Source organism: Pseudomonas salomonii (assembly GCF_900107155.1).
GTDB classification, from domain to species: Bacteria; Pseudomonadota; Gammaproteobacteria; order Pseudomonadales; family Pseudomonadaceae; genus Aquipseudomonas; species Aquipseudomonas salomonii.
This window is the reverse complement of record NZ_FNOX01000012.1, coordinates 18,100-33,583: the sequence shown is the minus strand read 5'-3', so window position 1 is coordinate 33,583 and position 15,484 is coordinate 18,100. Positions and strand designations below refer to the sequence as shown.

Sequence of the window (15,484 nt, the reverse complement as noted above, 5' to 3'; positions counted from 1 at the left end):
CCCCCGCCACGCTGGGTGGCGGGGAGCAAAACTTACTGATAAGCCAAGGTGAAGTTGGTGACGGCGCTGAAGTCGCCCGGGATGATCGGGTCGGTGGCAGCGCCTTGCACGTAGGCACCGAACTCCAGGGTGTTGTTACCGGTGGCGATGACCTGCGGGGTAGTGGGTTTGCCCAGTTCAACCAGGTCACCGCCGTGAGTCATCATGATGCCCACGCCGCCTGCACCACCGACCGTACCGATCGCACCAGGCACAGCGCTGGAAGGCGCGCCGGTGAAGGTGGTGGTCACGGTGTTATCGGTCAGGCCGGACAGGTCGCAGCCTTCCAGTTCAATCAGCACACGACGCGCTTCAGACTTGCCGCCCGACTCCAGTTGGTGTTTGGCAATCGCCCCCAGGCGAACGGTCTGATCCACCGAGTCAGGCTTGATAGAGCAAGCACCCGAGTGCACCGACCCCAGAAACGTAACCGTCCCATCCGCTGCCTGCGCAACAGAGATCGAGCCGGCCATCAGACCGATAGACAACAGCGCAGCTTTCATTTTGGTTTTCATGTACAGATTCCCACTTATTCACAAGTGTCATTAAAGAAGCCCGGCCACAGGTCGGTGCAGGGCTGATTAAACGAGCGGTTATAACCCGTGTTGTTAAGCCGATGATTCCTGAGTTGTTTTCCAATTAGTTGTATTGCAATTCAGGGATCAGCTCAACGCCAGGCAATTCTCCACTTCACACTTGCGCAAGTAAGCCATCCATTTCCGCAAACCAAGTAGCCGCGACACACTAGACCACGCAGGAAAAACATGGCTATTTGCCAAAACTTTGAAAAGCGCTGAAGGAAAAGGACTACGCGCGGACTAATGAGAACAATTCAAACCAGATCGCATCTGTAAGACGAGGATTACATGAGTTAAAAAATAACCGTGTTTACGCCATTAGAGCAACTAATCAAACAAACGAAGCCGTACCTGATTATTACCAAACAGCGAATGTGCAAAGGGGGAGCATGCTCCCCCTTTATTTGGCTACGGTGCTAACTGTCGATTGACTAACGCACCGCCTCAAACAATCCGGTCGCGCCCATGCCACCGCCCACGCACATGGTGACGATGCCGTAGCGCAGGTTACGGCGCTGCAACTCACGCACCAGGTGCCCCACTTGCCGCGACCCGGTCATGCCGAACGGATGGCCGATGGAGATCGAGCCGCCGTTGACGTTGTACCTGGCGTTGTCGATTTCCAGGCGATTGCGTGCGTAGAGGCACTGCGAAGCAAACGCTTCGTTAAGCTCCCACAGGTCGATATCCGCCACCTGCAGGCCCTTGGCTTTGAGCAGTTTGGGCACCGAGAACACCGGGCCGATGCCCATTTCGTCCGGCTCGCAACCGGCCACGGTAAAACCACGGAAAAACGCTTTGGGCTTGAGCCCCAGTTGCAGGGCTTTTTCCAGGCTCATCACCAAAGTCATAGAAGCGCCATCGGACAACTGTGAGGAGTTGCCCGCCGTCACCGAACCGTCTTCGGCAAACACCGGCTTAAGGCCATTGAGGCTGGCCAGGGTGGTGTCGGGGCGGTTGCAGTCGTCGCGGTCGACCACACCATCGAGCACCTGCACCTGGCCGGTATTTTTGTCTTCGACCTTGTACTGGACCGCCATCGGCACGATTTCATCGTTGAACAAGCCGTCGGCCTGGGCCTGGGCGGTACGTTGCTGGCTTTGCAGGGCGTACAGGTCCTGGTCTTCGCGACTGACGTTATAGCGGCGCGCGACGATCTCGGCGGTCTGGCCCATGGGGAAGTAAATGCCCGGCACCTGCGCCTTGAGCAGCGGGTTGATCAGGTTGTCGGTGTTGACGCTTTTCATGGTCAGGCTGATGGACTCGACGCCACCGGCAACGATGATGTCGCTGCAACCCGAGGCAATCTGGTTGGCCGCAATCGCTATCGCCTGCAAACCCGATGAGCAAAACCGGTTTAGGGTCATGCCCGCCGTCCCGGTGCCCAATTGCGAGAGCACCGCCACGTTACGCCCGATGTTGTAGCCCTGGGCGCCTTCGTTGGAGCCGGCGCCGACAATGCAATCCTCGACCGTCGCCGGGTCGATACCATTGCGGGTCAGCAGGGCGTTGACGCAATGGGCCGCCATGTCATCCGGGCGCGTCTGGTTGAACTTGCCACGAAACGACTTGGCCAGGCCGGTTCGCACGCTGTCGACGATCACTACTTCACGCATGGGCTACCTCGATCTTGTTGTTGGGAGATGGACCGAGCATAGAGCCGGGCCTGCCCAACCGCGATGATCATTCACCTGGCATATGCAAAAGCATGACCGCCTTACGAACTAGGCTTCTGTGGCGAGCCAGGGTTATTTCTTTGGATCGTTCCCACGCTCCGCGTGGGCATGCAGCCCCGGACGCTCTGCGTCCCGCTGACCAAGGCCACCTTGAAGGCGACGCGGAGCGTCACTGGATGCGTTACCACGCAGAGCGTGGGAACGATCAATGCTCGACAGCTTCCGCTATTTCTTTTTCTTCTTGTCGTGTTTGTCGGTCTTGTCGAACGCCTCTTCCAGCGCGCGGTTGATGGTGCGCAGCACTTTTACCCGCGCCCAGCGCTTGTCATTGGCTTCCACCAGGGTCCAGGGCGACACTTCGGTGCTGGTACGGTCGACCATGTCACCCACCGCCGCCCGGTAGTCGTCCCACTTGTCGCGGTTGCGCCAGTCGTCTTCGGTGATCTTGAAGCGCTTGAAGGGGATTTCCTCACGGGCCTGGAAGCGCTCCAGCTGCGTGTCTTTGTCGATGGCCAGCCAGAACTTGACCACAATCACGCCCGCATCGCGCAGTTGCTCTTCGAAATCATTGATCTCGCCATAGGCGCGCATCCAGTCCGCCGGGGTGCAGAAGCCTTCGATACGCTCCACCAACACACGGCCGTACCACGAGCGGTCGAACACGGTGAACATGCCGCGTGCCGGAATCTTCTGCCAGAAGCGCCACAGATACGGCTGAGCGCGCTCGTCTTCACTCGGCGCGGCAATCGGCACGATATGGTACTGGCGCGGGTCCAGCGCCGCCGCCACGCGACGGATCGCCCCGCCCTTGCCCGCCGCATCGTTGCCTTCAAACACGGTGATCAATGCGTGCTTGCGCATGCGCTTGTCGCGCATCAGGCCGGAAAAGCGCGCCTGCTCGGTAATCAGCTGTTCTTCGTAATCGTCTTTGTCCAGGCGCTGGGTCAAGTCGAGGCTGTCGAGCAAGCTCTTTTTGTCCACCGAGGCAATCAACGGCGCCGGGTTCATGCCGCTGGCCTTGCCCTTGGGCAGCTTCAAGGCGTTTTGCAGGCTTTCGAGCAGGATTTTGCCCACCGTGAGGCTGCGGTAATTCGCATCCACGCCTTCGATCACATGCCACGGCGCGTAGTCACGGCTGGTGCGGCGCAGGATACGCTCGCCGAAATGCACAAACTTGTCGTAGGTTTCGGACTGCTGCCAGTCCAGCGGGCTGATGCGCCAGCTGTGCAGCGGGTCGTCGGCCAGCGCCTTGAGCCGCGCCTTCATCTGCTTTTTAGACAGGTGAAACCAGAACTTGAAGATCAGCGCGCCTTCATCACAGAGCATCTTTTCCAGGCGCTCGGCACCCGCGATGGCCTGGTCCAGGCGCGCGTCCTTGATCTGGCCATGCACACGGCTTTGCAGCATCTGGCTGTACCAGTTGCCGAAAAAGATGCCCATGCGGCCCTTGGCCGGCAGCTGGCGCCAGTAGCGCCACGCCGGTGGCCGTGCCAGTTCTTCGTCGGTCTGCTGGTCGAAGGTGCGCACCTCGATCAGACGCGGATCCATCCATTCATTGAGCAGCTTGACGGTTTCGCCCTTGCCCGCGCCTTCGATGCCGTTGATCAGGATGATCACCGGGAAGCGCTTCTGCTGTTGCAGTTCGTATTGCACTTCCAGCAAGGCTTCACGCAGGGCCGGCACTTCGGCCTCAAAGGTGTCTTTGTCGATGGCGTGACCGATTTCCGCGGATTCGAACATGGGCAGCTCCATTTCAAGATGGCTCAAGACTAGCGGATTGGGCAACAACACGCGGAAGGAAATTCAACCCGCGCTTGCCGTGGGTCAATTCATTACCGGTTGATCGGCTAGAATGGCCGCCGTGCCTTTGCCCGCCGTTATTTTTATGAGCCGCCCATGACCCCCATCACCCACGCCCAGCTCGACTGGGATGACCAAGGCCGCCCGCATTCGCGAGTGTTCGACGACGTGTACTTTTCCGACAAGTCGGGCCTTGAAGAAACCCGTTATGTGTTCCTTGAACAGAACCGTTTGCAGGAGCGCTTTGCCGCCTTGCCGGTGAATGGGCGGTTGGTGATTGGTGAAACCGGTTTTGGTACGGGGCTGAATTTCCTGTGCGCCTGGCAACTGTTCGAACAACACGCAGTGCCCGGGGCACGCCTGCATTTTGTCAGCGTGGAGAAATACCCGCTGAGCCACGCAGACCTGCAGCGCGCCCTCGCCCTCTGGCCCGAACTGCAGCCTTTTGCAGAACAACTGCTGGCGCAGTACATCGCCATCCACCCAGGCTTCCAGCGCTTGGTGCTGGATAACGGCCGCGTGACCCTGACGCTGTTGATCGGCGACGCCCTGGAGCAATTGCCGCAACTGGATGCGCAAATCGACGCGTGGTTTCTCGACGGTTTTGCCCCGGCCAAGAACCCCGACATGTGGACCGCTGAGTTGTTCGCCGAACTGGCGCGCCTGGCGGCACCGGGCTCGACCATCAGCACCTTCACCAGCACCGGCTGGGTACGTCGGCTGATCAACGCCGCCGGCTTCAAGATGAAACGCACGCCGGGCATTGGCCACAAGTGGGAAATCCTGCGCGGCGAGTTTCTCGGTTGGCCCGACGATACGCCACCACCGGCCACACCCAAACCCTGGTTTGCGCGCCCGGCAGCCGTCAACGGCGAGCGCCATGCCATGGTCATCGGTGGCGGCCTGGCCGGTTGCGCCACCGCTGCCAGCCTGGCCGCTCGCGGTTGGCGCGTGAGCTTGCTGGAGCGGCACGCCGCGCTGGCCCAGGAAGCCTCGGGCAACCCGCAGGGCGTGCTGTACCTCAAGCTGTCGGCGCATGGCACAGCGCTGTCGCAACTGATACTCAGCGGCTTCGGCCATACCCGGCGCCTGCTGGAGCACTTGCAGCGCGGCGTAGACTGGGACGGTTGCGGCGTCCTGCAACTGGCGTTTGACGCCAAGGAAGCCCAACGCCAGGCGCAACTGGCCGAGGCCTTTGCACCGGATCTGTTGCACGTACTGAACCAGGACCTGGCCCAACAACAGGCCGGCATCGCATTGGCCCAGGGCGGGCTGTTTTTTCCGGAAGGTGGCTGGGTGCATCCACCGGCGCTGTGCCAATGGCAAGCCACGCAGCCGCTTATAAAGGTGCTCACCCATCACGAGGCGCTGGAGCTGCACCGCGTCGACGACCAGTGGCAAGCCCGTGACGGCGACGACGTACTGGCCAGCGCCAGCGTGGTAGTGCTGGCCGGTGCAGCCGAAATCAAGCGCTTCGCGCTCAGTGCGGATTTGCCGCTCAAGCGTATTCGCGGGCAGATCACGCGTTTGGCGCAAACCCCGGCGAGTGCGGCATTGGCCACCGTGGTGTGCGCCGAAGGTTATGTGGCACCGGCGCGCCTTGGCGAACACACCCTGGGCGCCAGTTTTGATTTCAACAATGAAGACCTGACACCCACCGTTGCCGAACACACCGGCAACCTCGCGATGCTGCGCGAGATTTCCGAAGACCTGCTGCTGCGTCTTGGCGCTGACTCACTGAACGCCGAACACTTGGAAGGCCGCGCCGCATTTCGCTGCACCAGCCCTGACTACCTGCCAATCGTCGGCCCCTTGGCCGATAGCGCTGCGTTCCAACAGGCTTACGCCGTACTGCGCAAAGACGCCCGTCAAGTCCCGGATACGCCCTGCCCCTGGTTGCCGGGCCTGTATATCAACAGCGGCCACGGTTCACGCGGGCTGATCACCGCGCCACTGTGCGGCGAACTGCTGGCCGCCTGGTTGAGCGACGAACCGCTGCCGGTACCGGCCAGTGTGGCCGAAGCCTGCCACCCGAACCGGTTTGCGTTGCGCGCGCTGGTGCGAGGAAAACCCGCAACACGCTGATCACCCTGAGGGATGAAATAACGCCGTTACGAGCATCGCGGCTATTTGCCTTATAACTTATCGGTCTAAAACTCCACGCATAGCACTGGGTCAGTTTCTGGGTACGCGCCCTGTCGGGCGTATTGAGTATTGCCCTCCCCAACGGAAAAACCGGTAAGGAATTTATGTGTGGACTAGCTGGCGAGTTACGCTTTGATCATCAACCTGCCGACCTGGCAGCCGTAGAACGCATCACCCATCACCTTGCCCCGCGAGGCCCCGATGCCTGGGGCTTCCATGCCCAAGGGCCGATTGCCCTGGGCCACCGCCGCCTGAAGATCATGGACCTGTCGGACGGCTCCGCCCAACCGATGGTCGACGCCCAGCTTGGGCTGTCGTTGGCATTCAACGGCGCGATTTACAACTTCCCGGAATTACGTGAAGAGCTGGAAGCCCTGGGCTACGCCTTCTATTCCGGCGGTGACACCGAAGTGCTGCTCAAGGGCTATCACGCCTGGGGCGAAGCCTTGCTGCCCAAGCTCAATGGCATGTTTGCCTTTGCCATCTGGGAGCGTGACGCCCAGCGCCTGTTCATCGCCCGTGACCGTCTGGGTGTGAAGCCGCTCTACCTGTCGCGCACCGGCCAGCGCCTGCGTTTTGCCTCAGCGCTGCCGGCGCTGCTCAAGGGCGGCGATATCAACCCGATTCTGGATCCGGTTGCGCTCAACCATTACCTGAACTTCCACGCCGTGGTGCCTGCACCGCGTACCTTGCTGGCGGGTATTGAAAAACTGCCGCCGGCAAGCTGGCTGCGCATCGACGCCAACGGCACCACCGAGCAGAAAACCTGGTGGACCCTGCCCTACGGCCCGCATGAGGATGAAAAAAACCTCAGCCTCGAAGACTGGACCGATCGCGTGCTCGACAGCACCCGCGAAGCTGTGGCGATCCGCCAACGTGCCGCCGTGGATGTCGGCGTGCTGCTCTCCGGCGGTGTTGATTCGAGCATGCTGGTGGGCCTGCTGCGTGAAGTCGGCGTGCAGGACTTGTCGACCTTCTCCATCGGCTTCGAAGATGCCGGCGGCGAGGCTGGCAACGAGTTTCAATACTCGGACCTGATCGCCAAGCACTACGGCACCCGTCACCACCAATTGCGCATCGCCGAAAGCGAAATCATCGAGCAACTGCCGGCAGCCTTCCGCGCCATGAGCGAGCCGATGGTCAGCCATGACTGCATCGCCTTCTACCTGCTGTCGCGGGAAGTGGCCAAGCATTGCAAAGTGGTGCAGAGCGGCCAGGGCGCCGACGAGCTGTTCGCCGGCTACCACTGGTACCCGCAAGTCGATGGCGCCAGCGACCCGTATGCCGCCTACCGCGACGCTTTTTTTGACCGCAGCTACGACGACTACGCCGCCACCGTTGCGCCCAAATGGCTGACCGCCAACGACGCCGCCGGCGACTTTGTGCGCGAGCATTTCGCCATGCCCGGCGCCGATGCTGCCGTGGACAAGGCCTTGCGCCTGGACAGCACGGTGATGCTGGTGGACGACCCGGTCAAACGCGTCGACAACATGACCATGGCCTGGGGCCTGGAGGCGCGCACGCCGTTCCTGGACTATCGCCTGGTAGAACTGTCGGCCCGCGTGCCGGGCAAATTCAAATTGCCCGATGGCGGCAAACAGGTGCTCAAAGAAGCCGCGCGCCGAGTCATCCCCAGCGAAGTCATCGACCGCAAGAAGGGCTACTTCCCCGTGCCCGGCCTCAAGCATTTGCAAGGCGACACCTTGAACTGGGTGCGCGATTTGCTGATGGACCCAAGCCAGGATCGCGGCCTGTTCAACCCGGCCATGCTCGACCGCCTGCTGACCGACCCGCAAGGCCAACTGACGCCGCTGCGCGGCTCCAAACTGTGGCAACTGGCGGCGCTGAACCTGTGGCTCAGCGAACAAGGAATCTGATTGATGAAACCTCTTGCAGCGGCTTACAGCCAACGCTTGCTCAAGGGCCAGGCGCCGACTTACGAACGCCTGCAGGCGCGCCTGGCCGAAGACGGCAGCCCACTGGCCGCCGAGCCGATTGCCGTGCATTGCGGCTGGGGCCGATTGTTGATCGGGCACACCTTCCCGGACCCGGCCAGCCTGGCGCAGGAACTGCTCAATGAGCAGGCGGGCGAGCGCGACATTGCGCTGTACGTGGCAGCGCCCCAGCAGATCCTCGGGATTGACCCGCAGCAGTTGTTCCTCGACCCCTCCGACACCTTGCGCCTGTGGTTCAGCGATTACCGCCCCGCTACGCGGGTATTTCGCGGCTTTCGCATTCGCCGTGTGCAGAGCGAGGCCGATTGGCAGGCGGTCAACCAGCTGTATCAAGGCCGCGGCATGCTGCCCGTCGACGCCGAGCGCCTGACACCACGCCACCAAGGCGGCCCGGTGTATTGGCTGGCCGAGGATGAAGACAGCGGCGCGGTGATCGGCAGCGTGATGGGCCTGAACCATCAAAAAGCCTTCCACGACCCGGAAAACGGTTGCAGCCTGTGGTGCCTGGCGGTCGACCCGCAATGCACGCGCCCAGGTGTGGGCGAGGTGCTGGTGCGCCACTTGGTGGAGCACTTTATGAGCCGTGGCCTGAGCTACCTTGACCTGTCGGTGCTGCACGATAACCGTCAGGCCAAGAGCCTCTACGCCAAGCTCGGTTTCCGTGCGCTGACCACCTTTGCGATCAAGCGCAAGAACGGCATCAACCAGCCGCTGTTTCTGGGCCCCGGCCCGCAGGCAGGCTTTAACCCGTATGCACGCATCATCGTCGAAGAAGCCCATCGACGTGGCATTGATGTGCAGGTGGATGACGCCGACGCCGGCCTGTTCACCCTCAGCCACGGCGGGCGCCGTGTGCGTTGCCGCGAGTCGTTGAGCGACCTGACCAGCGCCATCAGCATGACCCTGTGCCAGGACAAGAGTCTGACCCACAAGACGCTCAGCGCAGCCGGGTTGAAATTGCCGTCGCAACAACTGGCCGGCAGTGCCGACGACAACCTGGAGTTTCTCGATGAGCATCAGCGCATTGTGGTCAAGCCGCTGGATGGCGAGCAAGGCCAGGGCGTGGCGGTGGATCTGCAGACCATTGAGGAGGTGCAAAAAGCCATCGAGACTGCGCGTCAATTTGACAGCCGCGTGTTGCTCGAAAGCTTCCACGAAGGCCTCGACCTGCGCATCCTGGTGATCGGCTTTGAAGTGGTCGCCGCCGCCATTCGGCGGCCTGCCGAGGTGACCGGCGATGGCCAGCATTCCATCGGCGCCTTGATCGAGGCCCAGAGCCGTCGCCGCCAGGCGGCCACCGACGGCGAAAGCAAAATCCCGCTGGACGCCGAAACCCAACGCACGCTGCACGCCGCCGGTTACGACTACAGCAGCATTTTGCCCCGTGGCCAAACCTTGGCGGTGCGCCGTACCGCCAACTTGCATACCGGTGGTTGCCTGGAAGATGTCACCGCGATTCTGCACCCGACACTGGTAGACGCCGCCGTGCGCGCAGCCCGTGCACTGGACATTCCCATGGTCGGCCTGGACCTGATGGTGCCCGCCGCCGACCAACCCGAGTACGTGTTTATCGAAGCCAACGAACGCGCCGGGTTGGCTAATCATGAACCGCAACCGACAGCGGAGAAGTTTGTGGATTTGTTGTTTCCGCACAGTCAACCGACTGCCTGACCACTGATCGTTCCCACGCTCCGCGTGGGAATGCAGCCGGTGACGCTCCGCGTCACAAGAGCGGACGCAGAGCGTCCAGTGAGGCATTCCTTTGCTGCGCGTGGGAACGATCGCCCTCAACTCATCAGGAGTTTCCATGACCCGAACCATCCCCGAACCGGATCTCAACTACCTGCAAAAAGTGCTGCTGGAAATGCTCGCCATTCCCAGCCCCACCGGGTTTACCGACACCATCGTGCGCTATGTCGCCGAGCGCCTGGAAGAACTTGGCATTCCCTTTGAAATGACCCGGCGCGGCACCATCCGCGCCACGCTAAAGGGCCAGAAAAACAGCCCCGACCGCGCCGTCTCCGCGCACTTGGACACCATCGGCGCCGCCGTGCGGGCGATCAAGGACAACGGCCGCCTGACGCTCGCGCCGGTGGGCTGCTGGTCCAGCCGGTTTGCCGAAGGCAGCCGCGTCAGCCTGTTTACCGACAACGGCGTGATCCGTGGCAGCGTGCTGCCGTTGATGGCCTCCGGGCACGCGTTCAACACCGCCGTAGATGAAATGCCGGTGAGCTGGGACCACGTGGAACTGCGCCTGGATGCCTACTGCGCGACACGCGCCGATTGCGACTCGTTAGGCATCAGCATCGGTGACTATGTAGCGTTCGACCCACTGCCCGAGTTCACCGAGAGCGGGCATATCAGCGCCCGCCACCTGGACGATAAAGCCGGTGTGGCCGCTCTGCTCGCCGCACTCAAGGCCATTGTCGACAGCGGCGAACCGTTATTGATCGACTGCCACCCGCTGTTCACCATCACCGAAGAAACCGGCAGTGGTGCGGCCGCCGCCCTGCCGTGGGATGTCAGTGAATTTGTCGGTATCGACATCGCTCCGGTCGCGCCCGGCCAGCATTCCAGCGAACACGCGGTGAGTGTGGCCATGCAGGATTCCGGCGGGCCGTATGACTATCACCTGTCCCGTCACCTGCTGCGCCTGGCCTCGGAGAATGAATTGCCGGTGCGCCGCGATCTGTTTCGCTATTACTTCAGCGACGCCCACTCGGCGGTCACTGCCGGCCATGACATTCGCACCGCGCTGCTGGCGTTCGGCTGCGATGCAACCCATGGCTATGAGCGCACGCACATTGACAGCCTGGCCGCGCTCAGCCGCTTGTTGAGCGCGTACATCCTCAGCCCGCCGGTATTCGCCAGCGACGCACAACCGGCCCAGGGTTCGCTGGACAGGTTCAGTCATCAGATCGAGCACGAAACACAAATGGAGAGCGACACCCGCGTGCCGTCGGTGGACAGCCTGGTCGGTCAGAAGTCCTGACACCGGCAACTACTGGTAACTACTGGTAACTACTGGTAACTGATGGTAACTGCTGGTAACAAGGGCCCCCGGCGCAGTAGCATCGCCGGGTTCCTACCTGCGAGGCTTGTATGCTGATTCCCTACGACGCACTTGAAGTCGACACCCTGACCCGCCTCATCGAAGACTTCGTCACCCGCGACGGCACCGACAACGGCGACGACACGCCCCTGGAAACCCGGGTACTGCGCGTGCGCCATGCCTTGACCAAGGGCCAGGCCCTGATTGTGTTCGACCCGGAAAGCGAGCAATGCCAGTTGATGCTCAAGCACGACGTGCCCAAGCATCTGTTTGACTGAGCGGGTGTCAGCGGTTGGTTACGGCGTGGGTGTCTGCGGCCTGGCGTTCGAGGATCTTCTGATACACCTCGGCCCGATGGACATTCACATCCGCCGGGGCGGCGATGCCGAATTTCACTTGAGTACCGTTGAGTTCGAGAATGTGCAGGGCGATGTCATCGCCGATGGAGATGATTTCGCCTACAGCGCGGCTTAAAACCAGCATGGCGTTTGTCCTTTTGGAATGACAGGACCTTGACCATGCGTGATTGGATTTGGCGCAGCAATGGCTTGCGGCAAAATCAGGCAAGGCCTACGCAGCCCGGTAATTTTGCTGACAGACAAGCCCTCGACTCGGTCAAATGTTTGATCGCTAATGCCGCTCCGGACGCTCCGCGTCCCGCTTTCAAGACGTGACGCGGAGCGTCACCGGATGCATTCCCACGCGGAACGTGGGAACGATCATCCGCTCAGCCCTTGGTGGCCTGCGCCTTGGCGCGCATCTTGTCGGCCATCAGCGTCATTTCGTCATACAGCAACTGCGGGTTCTTTTGCTTCAACGCCCACGCCATCCGCCCCTGCTCGTGGGGCAAAATCATGAACTCCCCTTCGGCCACCCGCTGATAAATGTAATCGGCAATATCCGCCGCTGAAATCGGTGAGCTCTCCAGCAACTTGCCGACCTGCGCCTTCATCGCAGGCGTTGGCCCACGGAATGAATCCAGCAGGTTGGTCTGGAAAAACGACGGGCATACCACGTGCACGCCGACCTCCTGCTGCTTGAGTTCCACCAGCAAACTCTCCGACAACGCCACCACACCGGCCTTGGCCACGTTGTAGTTGCTCATCGCCGGCCCCTGCATCAGCGCAGCCATGGAGGCGATGTTGATAATTCGGCCCTTGCTCTTTTCCAGCAGCGGCAGGAACGCCTTGCAGCCCTTGACCACGCCCATCAAGTTGATCGCAATTTGCCAGTCCCAATCTTCCAGTGACAACTCGGCAAAGAACCCACCCGAGGCCACACCCGCGTTGTTGACGATCACATCAATGCCGCCCAGCTTGACTTCGCAAGCCTGGGCAAAGGCGGTGAGCTGGCTGTAGTCACGCACGTCGCAGCGCTGGATAAAACCATCGCCACCGGCCTCGCGGACCCGCTTGAGGGTTTCCTGCAAGCCGGGCTCGCTGACGTCCGACAAGGCCAACTGCCAACCCTCGCGCGCCCAGCGCAGCGCGATTTCGCGACCCAGGCCGGACCCGGCACCAGTGATCATCATGCGATTTTGCATAGGTAGTAGCCTTGTAGTTCACGGAAGAAGTGATCGGCAGTGTAGCGAAGGTTTTTCCTGCACCCACGCACCATCCAATTGATGAATGCCTCAGGCAAACCGCCGGCCAGGTAGCAGCCCGGCTTATAGCGTAAGTTCAATCTTTTTCAACTAAGTGCACGTCATTGCGAACGTATTAAAAGAAATAAGCCTGTTTGCGAAATGCTTTAAGAAACGATGGAATTTTCTGCACAACAGCACAGTCGGAGTTATTAAGGCGTCCGTAAATAAACCCACGGGCCTGTCGTTAAACAACCGGTCTTTTCAGAAGGCCCACAAGGAAAAAAACATGAGCCTGATTCTGATCATTATCCTGATCCTGCTGCTGGTCGGCGGCCTGCCGGTGTTCCCGCACTCACGTAACTGGGGCTATGGCCCATCGGGTATTCTCGGTGTGGTGCTGGTGGTGCTGCTGGTGCTGTTGCTGCTCGGCCGGATATAACATCCGGACAAAAAAAGAGGCCTTTTAGAAGGCCTCTTTTTTTATGCCCGGATTATTAGTCCGGCTTGCCGTCAATCACACCGGCGGTGTTATCCAACAGGCTCTTGGTGGCCGTCTGCAGGAACGACTCAAGTTTCTGTTTCAGCGCGGCTTCGTCCGGCGATTCGGGAATCACCTTACCGGTCGGGTTAGCGCCCAGCTCGTATTCCCACAGTTTCGGCGGCATCTCTTTAGGCAGTACCAGGATGCGGTCAGCAGTGACCAGGGCGACGGTCTGGTCGCTGCCCGACGGCTTGATCACGCCAAAGCCCTTGTCGCCTTCCGGCAGGTTCAACAGGTCGCGGCCCCAGCACTGGTGCAAGGTGTCGCCACCCAGACGGCCCATGATGGTCGGCACGATGTCGATCTGGGTGCCCACGGTGTGGTCACGCTCGCCGAACTTCTCCTGCATGCCCGGTGCGATCATCAGCATCGGTACGTTGAAGCGGCCCAGGTCCATCTCGGTGATCTGCTGTTCATTACCAAAACCGTGGTCACCCACGATCACGAACAGGGTTTCCTTGAAGTACGGCTCTTTACGCGCCTTTTCAAAGAACTGGCCCAGAGCCCAGTCGGAGTAACGCATGGCCGTCAAATGCTCGTTGAGGCTGCCACGGTCGGTGACTTTCTCAACCGGCAAGGGCGTCGGCAACGCATACGGCGTGTGGTTGGACAGGGTTTGCAGCAGCGCGTAGAACGGCTTGCCGCCTTCGCGGGCCTTCAACTCTTCCAGGCCACGGTTGAACATGTCCTGGTCGGACACGCCCCAGGTCGGGTCGGAGAACACCGGGTTAACGAAGTCGTTGCGCCCGATAAAGTTGGTCATGCCCTGGTTGCTGAAGAAACCCGACTGGTTGTCCCAGGCGAAATCGCCGTTGTAGACATACACGTCGTCAAACTTGCGCGCGCTGAGCAACTGCGGCAGGCCCGACAGCTTGTGGCTGCCTTCCGGGGTCTGCATCAGGTATTCGAAGCCCGGCAGGTTCGGGAAGCATGCCATAGTGGCAAACATGCCCTGGTGGGTGTGGGTGCCGTTGGAGAAGAAACGGTCGAACAGCAAACCTTCCTTGGACAGCTTGTCGAAGTACGGCGTGATGTTGCCCGGGCGACCCAGTGCGCCGACCGAGTGACCGGCGAAGCTTTCCATCAGGATCACCACGACGTTCTTGATCGGCAGGGTTTTCTCGGCCGGTGGCGTGTAGTCACGGCGCACGGCGGCAGTGTCGGTGTCCACCAGTTTCTCTTGCGGCAACACCAGCATGTCGCGCACGGTCTGGGTGGCCAGCGGTTGGTCCAGCGTGGCTTTCCAGATGTTCGAACGCTCTTCGGAGAAGCGCGACTTGGCCGCCGCGATCAACGACAGCGTGCCGTTCAAGCCCAACTGGTTGGCGAAGTTGGATTCGGTGGTGTAGACATCACCCCAACGCAGCGGCGGGCCCTGGCGCAGGGTGCCACGGATGGCGACCACGGCGATCAGCAGGCACACCACAAACACTGCAATGCGGCTGTACCACGGCGCCACCTGGCGAGTGCCGACGGTGCCGCCGCTGAACGGGCCACGTGGGCGCGTCGCGCGGTCGGCGCCCTTGAAGGCGATGCTCAGGATCAGCGTGCCCACGGCCCAGGACAGCAGATAGCGCACCACCGGGAAACCGTACCAGAGCATGCTCATTACGGTTTTCGGGTCTTCCTTCACATACTGGAACACCAGGCCGTTGAGGCGTTGGTGGAATTCGCGGTAGAAGTCCATCTCCATCAGGCCCAGGAACAGGGCAATGCTGGACACCACGGTCAGCCAAAAACGGAAGAACCCACGCGCCGCCATGGCCCGTACGCTGAACAGCGCCAGCAGCAGCGGAACCAGTGCGTACATCACAAAGCGGATGTCGAAGCGCGTGCCGTTGACAAAGGCTTCGAGGAAGGTCGAGGCCGGCGTGTCGAGGATCATCTCGCGGTTGTAGACCAGCAGCGCCAGGCGCAGCAGGGAGAACATCACCATCATGACCAGCGCGCAAAGCAGCGTGTATGCCAGATGGGATTTGACGGTCGGTTGCAGCAAGCGATTAGAAGCTCGCTGCTGACTCAGGGCGTCCGGGTTTGCCATGTCGTTCTAGGACCCATTGGAAGTTTAAGTTTCGAAATAATGCAGTGGCGTCCGACCCTCGCCCAGGCCGGC

General features: G+C 61.0%; 12 protein-coding genes. 6 read left to right on the top strand and 6 right to left on the bottom strand.

All coding sequences use genetic code 11. The features are described from left to right. Positions 1-32 precede the first annotated feature (32 nt). From BLV67_RS24710 to pap, 3 genes are all read right to left on the bottom strand, one after another. Positions 33-554 (bottom strand): fimbrial protein, encoded by a 522-nt coding sequence (locus BLV67_RS24710; RefSeq protein ID WP_069786551.1) that lies wholly within the window; start codon positions 552-554, stop codon positions 33-35. 494 nt (positions 555-1,048) lie between these two features. Beyond that, a complete protein-coding gene (locus BLV67_RS24705; RefSeq protein WP_069786550.1) occupies positions 1,049-2,233 on the bottom strand; it encodes a thiolase family protein in 1,185 nt (394 codons plus the stop codon). Between the two features lie 285 nt (positions 2,234-2,518). After that, positions 2,519-4,033: a polyphosphate:AMP phosphotransferase gene (pap, locus tag BLV67_RS24700; protein WP_065931346.1), complete on the bottom strand. Its 1,515-nt coding sequence runs from the start codon at positions 4,031-4,033 to the stop codon at positions 2,519-2,521. Positions 4,034-4,189: 156 nt separating this feature from the next. On the opposite strand from pap, the gene mnmC reads away from it, so the two are divergent. From mnmC to BLV67_RS24675, 5 genes are all read left to right on the top strand, one after another. Beyond that, positions 4,190-6,178: a bifunctional tRNA (5-methylaminomethyl-2-thiouridine)(34)-methyltransferase MnmC2/FAD-dependent 5-carboxymethylaminomethyl-2-thiouridine(34) oxidoreductase MnmC1 gene (mnmC, locus tag BLV67_RS24695; RefSeq protein WP_069786549.1), complete on the top strand. Its 1,989-nt coding sequence runs from the start codon at positions 4,190-4,192 to the stop codon at positions 6,176-6,178. Positions 6,179-6,342: 164 nt separating this feature from the next. Then, positions 6,343-8,115, top strand: a complete 1,773-nt coding sequence (locus BLV67_RS24690; protein WP_065911445.1) for an N-acetylglutaminylglutamine amidotransferase — start codon at positions 6,343-6,345, stop codon at positions 8,113-8,115. A gap of 3 nt (positions 8,116-8,118) precedes the next feature. After that, a complete protein-coding gene (gene ngg, locus BLV67_RS24685) occupies positions 8,119-9,864 on the top strand; it encodes an N-acetylglutaminylglutamine synthetase (RefSeq protein WP_065911446.1) in 1,746 nt (581 codons plus the stop codon). A 136-nt stretch (positions 9,865-10,000) separates the two neighbouring features. Next, the gene (locus tag BLV67_RS24680) at positions 10,001-11,185 is read left to right on the top strand and encodes an osmoprotectant NAGGN system M42 family peptidase (protein WP_056861133.1); all 1,185 of its coding nucleotides are present in this window, start codon (positions 10,001-10,003) and stop codon (positions 11,183-11,185) included. A gap of 110 nt (positions 11,186-11,295) precedes the next feature. After that, on the top strand, positions 11,296-11,523 hold the full coding sequence (locus tag BLV67_RS24675) for a YheU family protein (protein WP_056861132.1): 228 nt from the start codon (positions 11,296-11,298) through the stop codon (positions 11,521-11,523). A 7-nt stretch (positions 11,524-11,530) separates the two neighbouring features. On the opposite strand, the gene csrA is transcribed toward BLV67_RS24675, so the two are convergent. Together csrA and BLV67_RS24665 are read right to left on the bottom strand one after the other, a co-directional pair. Continuing rightward, entirely contained in the window at positions 11,531-11,728 is a 198-nt protein-coding gene (gene csrA, locus BLV67_RS24670) for a carbon storage regulator CsrA (protein ID WP_065911447.1), read from the bottom strand. A gap of 244 nt (positions 11,729-11,972) precedes the next feature. Further along, entirely contained in the window at positions 11,973-12,788 is an 816-nt protein-coding gene (locus tag BLV67_RS24665; protein ID WP_065911448.1) for an SDR family oxidoreductase, read from the bottom strand. Between the two features lie 328 nt (positions 12,789-13,116). Between BLV67_RS24665 and BLV67_RS24660 the strand changes: the two genes are divergently transcribed. Beyond that, a complete protein-coding gene (locus BLV67_RS24660; protein ID WP_015885095.1) occupies positions 13,117-13,269 on the top strand; it encodes a DUF3309 family protein in 153 nt (50 codons plus the stop codon). A gap of 55 nt (positions 13,270-13,324) precedes the next feature. Here the strand turns inward: BLV67_RS24660 and BLV67_RS24655 are convergent, their stop codons facing one another. Next, positions 13,325-15,412 (bottom strand): LTA synthase family protein, encoded by a 2,088-nt coding sequence (locus BLV67_RS24655; RefSeq protein ID WP_056861129.1) that lies wholly within the window; start codon positions 15,410-15,412, stop codon positions 13,325-13,327. Positions 15,413-15,484 lie beyond the last annotated feature (72 nt).